At 70.6% G+C, this 10,477-nt stretch carries 11 protein-coding genes; 4 read left to right on the top strand and 7 right to left on the bottom strand.

Annotated elements, in window-relative coordinates:
• A partial coding sequence (locus tag VHK87_RS11445) for a glycosyltransferase family 4 protein (protein ID WP_329635025.1) occupies positions 1-1,259 on the top strand: 1,259 nt, incomplete at its 5' end.
• A 9-nt stretch (positions 1,260-1,268) separates the two neighbouring features.
• Here the strand turns inward: VHK87_RS11445 and VHK87_RS11440 are convergent.
• The 4 genes from VHK87_RS11440 to VHK87_RS11425 all read right to left on the bottom strand — a co-directional run bounded on the left by VHK87_RS11440 (position 1,269) and on the right by VHK87_RS11425 (position 4,593).
• Complete coding sequence (locus VHK87_RS11440) at positions 1,269-1,472, bottom strand: hypothetical protein (RefSeq protein WP_329635024.1); 204 nt, start codon at positions 1,470-1,472, stop codon at positions 1,269-1,271.
• Positions 1,473-1,611: 139 nt separating this feature from the next.
• Positions 1,612-2,655 carry a sensor histidine kinase gene (locus VHK87_RS11435; RefSeq protein WP_329635023.1) on the bottom strand — a complete coding sequence of 348 codons (1,044 nt, stop codon included), beginning with the start codon at positions 2,653-2,655 and terminating at the stop codon, positions 1,612-1,614.
• Positions 2,656-2,747: 92 nt separating this feature from the next.
• Complete coding sequence (locus VHK87_RS11430) at positions 2,748-3,545, bottom strand: alpha/beta hydrolase (protein ID WP_329635022.1); 798 nt, start codon at positions 3,543-3,545, stop codon at positions 2,748-2,750.
• Positions 3,546-3,627: 82 nt separating this feature from the next.
• Positions 3,628-4,593 (bottom strand): M15 family metallopeptidase, encoded by a 966-nt coding sequence (locus VHK87_RS11425; RefSeq protein WP_329635021.1) that lies wholly within the window; start codon positions 4,591-4,593, stop codon positions 3,628-3,630.
• Positions 4,594-4,631: 38 nt separating this feature from the next.
• On the opposite strand from VHK87_RS11425, the gene VHK87_RS11420 reads away from it, so the two are divergent.
• Positions 4,632-5,741: a L,D-transpeptidase gene (locus VHK87_RS11420; RefSeq protein ID WP_329635020.1), complete on the top strand. Its 1,110-nt coding sequence runs from the start codon at positions 4,632-4,634 to the stop codon at positions 5,739-5,741.
• Positions 5,742-5,746: 5 nt separating this feature from the next.
• Here the strand turns inward: VHK87_RS11420 and VHK87_RS11415 are convergent, their stop codons facing one another.
• Complete coding sequence (locus VHK87_RS11415; protein WP_329635019.1) at positions 5,747-6,847, bottom strand: aromatic ring-hydroxylating dioxygenase subunit alpha; 1,101 nt, start codon at positions 6,845-6,847, stop codon at positions 5,747-5,749.
• A gap of 102 nt (positions 6,848-6,949) precedes the next feature.
• Entirely contained in the window at positions 6,950-7,453 is a 504-nt protein-coding gene (locus VHK87_RS11410; protein ID WP_414694144.1) for an OmpA family protein, read from the bottom strand.
• Positions 7,454-7,802: 349 nt separating this feature from the next.
• Here VHK87_RS11410 and VHK87_RS11405 point away from each other — a divergent pair, with 349 nt between their 5' ends.
• Positions 7,803-8,651 carry a hypothetical protein gene (locus tag VHK87_RS11405; RefSeq protein ID WP_329635017.1) on the top strand — a complete coding sequence of 283 codons (849 nt, stop codon included), beginning with the start codon at positions 7,803-7,805 and terminating at the stop codon, positions 8,649-8,651.
• Here VHK87_RS11405 and VHK87_RS11400 read toward each other — a convergent pair.
• Positions 8,648-9,361: a hypothetical protein gene (locus tag VHK87_RS11400; protein ID WP_329635016.1), complete on the bottom strand. Its 714-nt coding sequence runs from the start codon at positions 9,359-9,361 to the stop codon at positions 8,648-8,650. The genes VHK87_RS11405 and VHK87_RS11400 overlap by 4 nt on opposite strands.
• 86 nt (positions 9,362-9,447) lie before the next feature.
• Between VHK87_RS11400 and VHK87_RS11395 the strand changes: the two genes are divergently transcribed.
• On the top strand, positions 9,448-10,477 hold a 1,030-nt coding region (locus tag VHK87_RS11395; protein WP_329635015.1), incomplete at its 3' end, for an AraC family transcriptional regulator.

Here is a 10,477-nt window from a genome sequence, read left to right as displayed (position 1 = left end):
TGATCTGCACCTCGCCCTCGATCGTCCAGGCGCTGACCGAGATGTTCGATGCGGTGGGCGAGTTCGCCGGCGAGCGGTTCGGCGGCGCCAAGCGGCCGCGCCCGCACCTGCCGCTGGTCCCGCTCGGCGTGGACATGGCCGCCCAGCGCGCCGCCGCGGACCGGCCCGACGTGCGCAAGCGGGTTAGGGCCAGGCTCGGCTTGGGCGAGGACGACGTGCTTGTGCTGTGGGTCGGGCGGCTGTCGTTCTTCGAGAAGGCCTTTCCCCAGCCGATGTTCCGGGCGGTGGAGGAGGCGGCCAAGACGAGCGGAGCCAAGGTGATCTTCCAGATGGCCGGCTGGTTCCCGGTCGAGCCCCGCCACCGCGACATCTACCGCCAGGCGGCGAAGGCCTACTCGCCGACCGTGGACGTGCAGTTCGTCGACGGCAACGACCGCCAGCTGCTGGCCGACACCTGGGCGGCGGCCGACGTCTTCATCTCCCTGGTGGACAACATCCAGGAGACCTTCGGCATCACCCCGCTGGAGGCCATGGCCTCGGGGATCCCGGTGGTCGTCAGCGACTGGGATGGCTACCGCTACACCGTGGAGGACGGGGTGCAGGGTTTCCGCATCCCGACGCTGGGCCCCGCACCCGGCGGCAACGGCCCGCATATCGCAGCCCCGCACAACATGCTGCTCATGAGCTACCAGAACTTCGTCGGCACCCTCGCCCTGCACACCGCAGTGCACGTGGGAAAGGCGGCGGAGGCCATCGCCGCCCTGATCCGCTCGCCCGAGCTTCGCAGGCGGATGGGCGAGGCGGGCCGCGAGCGGGTCCGCACCGCCTTCGACTGGTCGGTGGTCGCCCGCCAGTACCGCGAGCTCGTTGAGGAACTGGGCCAGATCCGGCGGGCGTCGGCCGAGCCACAGGCGAGCATGCGCATGCATCCGGCCAAGGGCGACCCGTTCGCGGAGTTCGCCCACTTCGCGACCGAGGTGCTGGGGCCGCAGACCCGCCTGCGGATGCGCGAAGGCGCCACCTTCGCCGATCTCGACCGCGCCGGTCGGGTCGACCTCGACTCCGCCTTCCCGAGCGCTCGGGCGACGCCCGCCGAGTGCTCGGCCCTACTGGGGATGCTCGCCGGCGGCGCGCGTAAGACGGTGGCCGAACTGACCGCCGCCTTCCCACCGCACCGCAAGGGCCACATCGAGCTGGGGCTGACCTGGATGGCGAAGCTCGGGATCGTCGATTGGCTGGACGACGACGACGGCGCCTAGGCGCTGGCCTCAGGCCACGGCGAGCACCTGTTCGCGCCAGCCCTCGCGCGTTTCGAGCAGCAGGGCGCCGGACTTGCGGGCGCTCTGCAGGCGCGATTCCGCGGCCTGGATGATTTCATCTTCTCTGGAATAGTGGCCAAGTTCTCGAGCTTGCTCGTTCAGCAACACCCAGCGGCCACCGCGCTTGTAAGCGATCAGCAGGAGTTGATCCACCTGAAGCTCTCCCCCGAGTCGAGTGGTTAACGAAACGTAGCATGGCAGATGACGTTTCGATTACGAGGCGGCAGGGCCGTGATTCTGTGGACAACTCGGGTGGGTCTGTGAGTCTATTTTTGCGCCCGCGGCGACGCGCTCAGAGCAGGTTGTCCTGAAGGGGCTCGTGGCCCGCCCGGCCGCCGAGCGGCAGGCGCACCTCGACGCTGGTCCCGTGAGAGCCATCCACCTTGACCTCGCCGCCCGCCCGCTCGACCAGGGAGCGGACCAGCCGCATGCCGAGCCCGCTCGCCGAGTCCGGCGCGAGCCCGCGCCCGAGATCGGAGACGCAGAGGCGCAGGCCCCCCTCGGCCCGTCCCAGCCGCACCCAGATCACCCCGGCGCTGCGGTCGGGATAGGCGTGCTTGGCCGCGTTGGTCACCAGCTCGTTGACGATGATCCCCAGCTGCACCGCCTCGTCGAGCGGCAGGGCGACGGCCTCGGCGTGCAGGTCCAGGCGCACGTCGCGCCCGTCCAGCAGGGTGCGGGTGAGCCGCTGGCAGAGCTCCGTGAGATAGCTCAACGCCTCGACCTCGTCCTTGCCGCCGCTGCGGTAGAGGCTGGCGTGCAGGTCGCCGATCGACTGGATCCGGTCCACCGCCTTCAGCAGCTCCTCGCGCACCTGCGGTTCCGCGGTCGCCTTGGCCTGCATGGTCAGCACGCCGGCCACGATGGTGAGGTTGTTCTTCACCCGGTGGTTCAGCTCGTCGAACAGCTCGGCCTGGTAGCGCTCGGCCTTCTTCCGCTCGGTGATGTCGATGTAGAACTGGCCGACCTCGTCGTCGGACAGCCGGGTCATGTGGACGTCGTACCAGCGCAGCGCCTGATCGTCCCAGAACTCGAACCGCACCGGCTCGCCCTTGGTGAGGGCGACGTGGCAGGCGGTGAACCAGCGCGGATGGGTGTTGGGCCGCATCTCCAGGAACCGGCGGCCGATCAGGCTGGCGGCGCCCGGCGCACGCTTCAGGAATGCGGGGTTGGCGTCGCGGACCCAGTAGTCGACCAGGCGGCCGGTCTCGTCCCGGATGACTTCGCAGATGACGAAGCCTTCCGACATGGTCTCGAACAACGTGCGATAGCGCTGGCCCGGGTCTTCCGCCCGGCGTTTGCCGTCACGATCGCTGAGCTTGCGCACAACTGACACGCTCACCTCCCGACAAGGTGAACTAAAGCCCTGATTTTCGGGCTTGGCGAGTCCTGATTGGCCGGCGCCAGCGCTATCTTGAACGGCGGCGTTCAGCGCGCCCAGGGATCGTCCAGAAGGCCGTCCAGGAAGTCGAACACGGCGGCCTTGGTCAGCGCGTGCGGAATGGCCGAGAAGTGGTCGCACCCGGGGATCATCACCCCCTTGCCGTCAGGGAAGACGCGGGCCAGTCCCTCCGGGTCGCCGGCCCCCTGATCGCGCTGCCCGGCGACCACCAGCACCGGCATCGGCAGCCGCTCCAGAGCCTCCCGGTCCAGCGGGGGGTTCTTCGCCTCGGTGAAGGCCGCCAGCGCCCGCCGGTCCTCGCCCTGCTCGTCGGCGAACTGGCGGAAGCTGCGAAGCATCGGCTGGGCGATGGTCTCCGGATCGTCGGCCAGCATGGCCTGCGCCATGCTTGTGGCAGATCCCTCCGCCGGCACCTCCCCGCGCGGCTGGAACAGCCGCTCGCCGATGCCGCCGAGGATCAGGTTGGAAATCCGCTCCGGCGCGTCGATGGCCATCTGCATGGCCGTCCGCGTGCCCATGGAATAGCCGAACACGTCGGCCCGCTGCAGGCCCAGATGGTCGAACAGGGCGATAAGGTCGCCGGCCAGTTTCTCGCGGGTGAAGGCCTCCGGCTCGTGCGGCTTGGCGCTCTCGCCGTGTCCGCGCTGGTCCAGGGCGATGCATCGCACCCGCCGCCGCTCGAACGCCCCGTACCAGCCCGTGCGCCGCCAGCCCTCGTTCCGGTTGGAGGCGAAGCCGTGCACCAGCACGATGGTCCGCTCCGCCCCAGGCGGCTCGATGTCGTCGTAGGCCAGGGTCAGGCCGTCGGAGGTGAAGGTCGCCATGCGCGGGTTCGTCCCTTGTCGCGTTTCCTCTTGGCGACCGTCATGCCACGGCGGCGGCAGGGCGGCCAAGCTCGGGAGCAAATCACGGCGCTTCGCCGGTCCACTCCCAGTGCCAGGGCTCGAAGGGATAGTTGACGAAGCCGAACCGGTGGGCGTTGGCGGTGAGCCAGGCGTAGGTGGCGGTCTTGGTCATGTAGAGCCGGTTGGGGTCGGCGCTGGAGTCGGGACCGTAGCCGGGCGCCTGGCCGACGTAGAGGTCCATGGCCAGGCCGGTGCGGTGGGGCGAGCAGCGGGCCCGCACCAGGCCGTCGCAGTTCTGGTCGCGGTGGCAGCGGGCGGCGTCGTACTCGGGGCTACGGTAGCCGGAGAAGATGGTCAGGTTGCGCGCATCCCTGGCGATCTGCGGCTGCTCAGCCTTCGCCGCCTGGACCATCCGGCGGTAGGCCGCCAGGGCGCCGCGGCGCAGCTGGATGGTCTTGCCGCCGTAGCTCTCGTCCGGCCGCGCGGTGGCCAGCTGGTCCGGGCTGGGGGGCGCGGGGCAGCCGCCCAGGCGCATGGACCGCACCACCGGCCGCTTCATCTGCCAATTGTTCTTCATCTGCACGAACACCGCCTGGTCGACCACGCCGGTCTGCGGCAGGCCGTTGTTGGCCTGCCAGCGGGCCAGGGCGGCTGCGAAGCCGGGGCTGTCCGGCGGACAGGCCGAGCCGATCTCCCGGGCGATCAGCCGCTGATAGGTCTCCCAGCCCATCTCGCTGCGGCCGAACGGGCTCCAGGCCAGGCTGCGGTAGTGGACGGCGTTGGTCCGGGCGGCGTTGGTCAGCGGGCCCTGATCGCAGGCCTGGTCGCTCAGCATGGGCCCGGCCTGCTCGGCCGGCGGCAGGGGCGCGGCCGGGCTCTGGCCGCCGGCCTGGCTCTCGGCCCGGTCCTTGGCCTTGGGCGGCGCGCGCAGGATGAAGCCGTCGTCGCCGTCGCGGGGCGAACAGGCGGCGAGCATCAGGGCGGTCAGCGCCGCCGCGCGGAACCTGCCCCCTCCGAACGCCTTCATTCCGCGCGTGTCCCTGCCTTCAGCATGGAAGTGAAACGATGAAGCCCAACCGACGCTCCCTGGCCCTGACGGCGGCGGCGCTCGCCCTGGCCGCCTGCTCGGACATGGTGATCAAGGCCGACCAGGACAAAGAGGAGCCGAGCGCTGCGGCCGGCGGAGACGCGTCCCGGGCGACGGTCGCGGCCGCGCAGCCGGCGGCGGCGTCCGCCAACCCGCTGGCGCAGGGCATCGACAAGGCGGCCTTCTCCACCGCCTCCGTCGAGACCGAGACGGGCCGGCAGATGATGATCCGCGCCCAGGTGCTGCTCGACCGCGCCCACTTTTCGCCCGGCGTGATCGACGGCCAGTACGGCGAGAACGTGCGTCAGGCGATAGCCGCCTTCGAGGCCGCCAACGGCCTGCCGGTCGACGGCCAGATCGACGCCCAGGTGTTCGAAAAGCTCGCCGCGGGCGACACGACTCCGATCATGCAGGACTATGTGATCACCGAGGCGGACGTGAAGGGCCCCTTCGTCGAGAAGATCCCCACCGACTACGAGCAGATGGCCAAGCTCGAGAAGCTGGCCTACGCCAGCCCGGCCGAGCTGCTCGCCGAGAAGTTCCACATGGACGAGAAGCTGCTGCGGGCCCTGAACCCCAACGTCGATTTCAGCAAAGCGGGCACGTCCATCCTCGTCGTGCGCCCGGGCGCGGACAAGCTTCCCAACCAGGTGGCCATGATCGAGGTCGACAAGGCGGAGCGCGAGGCGCGCGCCTACGACGCCGGCGGCAAGCTGCTCGCGGTCTACCCGGCCTCGGTCGGATCCAGCGAGATGCCCGCGCCGGCCGGACACTGGGAGGTGGCGACAGTCGCGCCGGACCCCACCTGGAACTACGACCCGGAGAAGCTGAACTTCGGCAAGGTCAAGAAGAAGCTGACCATCGCCGCCGGCCCGAACAACCCGGTCGGCAGCATCTGGATCGACCTCACCAAGGAGACCTACGGCATCCACGGTACGCCCGACCCCAACAAGGTTGGCAAGACCGACAGCCACGGGTGCGTGCGCCTGACCAACTGGGACGCCCAGGAGCTGGGCGCCGCGGTGTCGAAGGGGACCAAGGTGGTGTTCGTCGGCACCGAGGGCGCCACGGGCAAGAAGGCGGCCTGAGGGCCTCAGCTGCGCCAGCGCAGCGTCGCCGGCTGCACGGGATTGGAGAACGGCCGCCCGTCGCGCCGGGCGGCCGCCCATTCGCGCTTCAGCTGCTGGTACCACTTGGCCTGGGTGTCGGCGTCGTCGATCCATAGCAGGCTGGGGTCGTACTTCAGCCCCTCGTTCTGCAGGTTCACCATGTCGCCGTCCTGGCGCAGGAAGGCCCGCGCGCCGGCGGCGATGAACGGCTTTAAGAACCAGAACGCCGGATGGTCGGACCAGACGATCTGGGTGATGCGGGTCCTCTTCTCGGAGATCGGCGTCAGGCAGGTCAGCGACAGCACCTGGCGCGCGCCCACCGTCACATGCTCCCAGCGCAGCCCGGGAATTCGGAAGGTGATCTCGGTCAGCGGCTCGCCGCCGAGGATGGCGTAGGCGCGTGAGTTCTTGGACGGCTCGTGCCGCACCATGGCGAAGCCGGCCTCGCGGGGCTCGAACTTCTTGGCCTTCTCGTGCTGGCTCTTGGCCGAGCGCCACCACCACTGTTGGTGCACATATGGGCCGTGCGCCGGGTCCATCAGCCCGACGACGGCGTGGTCGATGTGGGCCTCGAAGTCCATCCGGTCCACCAGCTTGGGCGCGCCCCCGACCACGCCCGGGAAGTTGGGGGGCTCCACGTCCGGCTCGCCGGAGAAGCGCGGATCGGCGCTGATCCAGACGAACACCAGCCCCTGGCTCTCGCGCACCGGATAGCGGCGCACGCGGATCTTGGAGACGTCCATCGCCTGGTCGCCGACCAGCGAAGGGATGGCGGTGCACGCCCCGTCCGTGCCGAACCGCCAGCCGTGATAGGGGCAGGCGACCACTTCGCGCCCGTCGGCCTCGCGGGTCAGCCGGCCGGCCGAAAGCGGCGCGGCCCGGTGCGGGCAGATGTCCCTGAGCGCGTAGGCTTCGCCCGCCTGGGTGCGGCCGAGCAGGATCGGCTCGCCGAGGATCTCGTAACGCTGCAGCTTGCCGGGCTTCAGGTCGCCGGCCAGCGCGGCGAAATACCAGATGTCCGTCAGGAAGCCCTCGCCGAAGCGGAGCTGGGGCGCACGGGCCGGACGGATGTCGCCTTCGGGCATGGGGCGGGTTGTAGCCGGACTCGCCGCAGGCTGCACCCCTCGCCGCAGCGGCGATCAGGCGGAGGGCGGGCGATCCGCGACGGACCGCCCGCGCCCCGTTCACTAGCTCAGGACGACGATCGCCACGCGGCGGTTCTGCGACCGGCCCTCAGGCGTCTCGTTCGGGGCCACCGGCGACTCCTCGCCGTAGGAAATGGTCGCCATGCGGTTAAGCGCGACGCCTTGCTTGGCGAGGTAGCGGCGCACCGCCTCGGCCCGGGCTTCGCCCAGCTGCTCGTTGTAGCTGTCGTCGCCGGTGGCGTCGGTGTGGCCCTGGATCTCCAGGTAGACGTTGCGGTTCTCGGCCTTCAGCCGTTGAGCCAGCTCCGCCAGCCGGGCCTCGGCTTCCGGCGAAAGGGCGGAGTGATCGACCGGGAACTTCACCGAATCGTCCGACAGCACCACCTCGTAGAGGAACTTGCCTTCCGCCAGCTTGTGAGCGGCGTTCGCCCGCTGCAGGGCCTCGCCGGCCGTGCCTTCCACCTGGGTCACTCGCTGGTCGACTACGGCCACGTTCTCGCGCACGAACTTGTGGCTCGCGCACCCCGTCGTCGCCACGGCGGCCATCAGCACCGCCGTCGTAATGGCCCCCGCCCTCAGTCTCGCTTGGATCACAGTCGCTATCCCTCTATCGACGCGCCGCTCCTAGGCTTCAGCGCTGCCGTCAGGTGCTTCAATGGGCGTGGCGGCCTAATGACGCGCATATGGCGCAATCGTGGCGCCGCTCTCGCATCCAGCGGCAGGCGCGGGCGCCCCACTTCGGACATGGCTGACGATGAAGCTCTCCGGCGGCGGCGATTCCCGGAACGGGTAGGCGCCGGCCAGGGCGGTGCGAACTTCCGTCCGCTCGACAGGTTGGGAGCTCAGGGCCACCCTCCTTTCGGGTAGCGTGCGCGTTGGAACCGGGGCGGTCGGATTGATCTACGACGTTTCGATGGGGGCTGACCGGCGGGCCGGTCCGGCGCGGCGGCGGCGCCGTCTGCTGGCGGCCCCGATCAGCATCGCCGCCCATCTGGCCGTCGCCCTGGCGCTCTACCAGGCCCGTCCCGAGCCGATGCAGATCTATGAGGAGCAGCCGTTGGCGCTGTCCCTGGTCGAGCCCCGCCTTCTCGTCCCCCCGCCTCCGCCGCCGGAGCCCGAGCCCGACCCCGCGCCGAAGGTCTCCGAGCCGGCCCCGCCCGCCCCGCCGTCCGCCGATGCGCCGGTCCCGGCGCCCTCGCCAGACAAGCCGAGGCCCCTGCGCAAGGCGCGGCTGGCCAAGGCGGTCCCGAAGGATGTCGTCCCCCTGTTCGCCGGCAAGGCCGAGACCGACGCCGTGGGCGTCGCCCAGACCGTCGCCCCCGGGAATGGCCTTAGCGACGGCGAGATCGCCGGGGCGCGCACCGCTGGGACAGGCGGCGCCGGGGGCGGCTGCGACATGGTCGATCTGCTGCAGAAGGCCCTGCGCCGCGACGCCGACGTGCAGGCCGCCATCGCCCGCGAGCACGCCGTGCTCTCCGGCAAGGCGATCAACCTGTGGAGCGGCGACTGGATCCGCGGCTCCGGCCAGGAGGGCAAGGGCCTGGCCGGCGTGCGCCAGGCGATCATCATGGAGGTCGGCTTCGCCCCCGCCGCCTGCCGCAACGAGACGGTGCGCGGCCGAGTGGTGATCTCCCTGGCCGACCGGCCGGGCGCCCCGCGCATCGTGCTGGGTTCGGGCGCCTGGCGCTGGTCCGAGCTGCTCCACGCGCAGGGCGCGGTGCGCAGCGCCCGCTACGGCGGCTAGAGCGCCGGAGCCCGCAGGACGAAGCGGGCCGGCAACCTCACCCGGATCATCCAGAAGACCAGCGCGCCCAGGGCCGCGAACGGCGGGATCATCAGGTGCGGCCCGCGGAACTGCGCCGGGATCTCGTCGGCCTGCCCGAAGAAGAACGAGCCGGCGGCGACGAACAGCGCCAGGCACATCCGCCACAGGTGCCGCGCCAGCCTTGGCCGTCCGGCCAGCCCGCCGGCGCGGATCACCCGAAGGTCCAGTGCAGCGCCAAGCAGCGCTAGCGCCGCGAAGACGAAATAGAGGGTCGGAGCGTCGCCGGACGAGGGGTCGCCGTCCTGCACGCCCACCGTCGCGGCCTGGACGCCGATCGCCAGCGCGCCGAGGGCTATCAGGCCGGCCGTGGCCATCGCGGCGACCTCGAAGCGGCCGGTGGTCCGCGGCGCGCGCTGTACGGCCGCCCAGGCGGTGGTCACCAGATAGAGGGTGAAAAGGCCGGCGATGGTGTTCATCCGCTGGACCGCCAGCGCGGCCATCACCGCTGCGAACCCCGCCATGATCACCATGGAGACGAAGAAGACGGTCCCGATCTGCCGGTGGAGGGTTCCGCCCTTGCGCACGGCTAGGGCCGCAAAGCCCGAGACGATGCCCACCAGGCCGCCGACCACATGGGCCAGCACTGGTGGCGGGTAGGGCAGGACGTCCAACAACCCGTGGATTACCAAGACTTAACTCCAGCTATCTTGCGTCGCCTGATACCGTCCTCTAGCGCCGCTCACGGCCGCGGCCCATGATCGGGTGCGTCAAAACCATGTCCCCAGGTTGCGCGATGGCGGTGCGGGCTGCGGAGCTGACGGTGGGCGCAGGCTTCGCCAAAGGCCTGCTGGAGTTCGCCGTCTCCAAGGGCGCGGACCGGGCCGAGCTCATGGCCCGCGCAGGCCTCTCGCCGGAGGATCTGGCGGCCCAGGACGGCCGCGTCCCCTGGGCGCGCTACGTGGCCCTGATGCGAGCCGGCAAGGCGCTGACCGGCGATCTGGCGCTCGCGCTGCACTACGGCGAGGCCGTGGAGATCTCCCAGGTGTCCATCGTCGGGCTGATCGGCCGGGCCGCCGACACGGTGATGGACAGCTTCGCCACCCTGAACAGGTTCGTGCGGCTGATCGTCGAGACCGAGAACGAGGGCCCCGGCGAGCGCTTCCAGCTGCGCCGCGACCGGACCGGCCTTTGGATGGTCGACACCCGCAAGGACGCCGACGCCTTTCCGGAGCTGACCGAGTCCTGGCTCGCCCAGATGATCTGCGGCCCCCGCCGCTACGACAAGCGCCGGTGGGTAAAGGCGGCCCACGTCACCCATCCCGCGCCCGACCACGCCGCGGAGTACGAGAAGGTGCTGGGCGTCCCCGTGGTGTTCTCCAGCGACCGCAACGCCATGCTGATCGAGGAGGCCAGCCTCGACGCCCCCGTCGCCTACTTGCCGCGCTACGTGAAGGGCGTGCTCACCGGCCACGCCGACGCCCTGCTGCGGGAGCTGGAGGCCTCCAAGTCCACCCGCGGCCGGGTCGAGGCGCTGCTCAAACCCATGCTGCACAGCGGCCAGGCCAGCATGGATTTCGTCGCCGGCCAGCTCGGCCTCTCCCGCCAGACGCTGTTCCGCCGCCTGAAGGGCGAGGGCGTCACCTTCGAGCAGGTTCTCGACCAGCTGCGCTGCCGGCTGGCGCGCGACTACCTCACGACGCGCAAGCTGTCGGTGAACGAGACGGCCTACCTGCTGGGCTTCTCCGACCCCGCCGCCTTCTCCCGCGCCTTCAAGCGCTGGACCGGGGAGAGTCCGAGCGCGGCGC

Source organism: Phenylobacterium sp. (genome assembly GCF_036263695.1).
In the GTDB taxonomy this organism is placed as follows: domain Bacteria; phylum Pseudomonadota; class Alphaproteobacteria; order Caulobacterales; family Caulobacteraceae; genus Phenylobacterium.
The sequence above is the reverse complement of the archived record's forward strand: the minus strand, read 5'-3'. Positions and strand labels throughout refer to the sequence as shown.

What these genes read in the sequence shown, in the direction of transcription:
- VHK87_RS11430 (WP_329635022.1), bottom strand. Translation starts at nt 3,545, where the DNA reads ATGGCGACCTTCACCTCCGACGGCCTGACCCTGGCCTACGACGACATC.
- VHK87_RS11425 (WP_329635021.1), bottom strand. Translation starts at nt 4,593, where the DNA reads ATGAAGGCGTTCGGAGGGGGCAGGTTCCGCGCGGCGGCGCTGACCGCC.
- VHK87_RS11420 (WP_329635020.1), top strand. Translation starts at nt 4,632, where the DNA reads ATGAAGCCCAACCGACGCTCCCTGGCCCTGACGGCGGCGGCGCTCGCC.
- VHK87_RS11415 (WP_329635019.1), bottom strand. Translation starts at nt 6,847, where the DNA reads ATGCCCGAAGGCGACATCCGTCCGGCCCGTGCGCCCCAGCTCCGCTTC.
- VHK87_RS11410 (WP_414694144.1), bottom strand. Translation starts at nt 7,453, where the DNA reads ATGGCCGCCGTGGCGACGACGGGGTGCGCGAGCCACAAGTTCGTGCGC.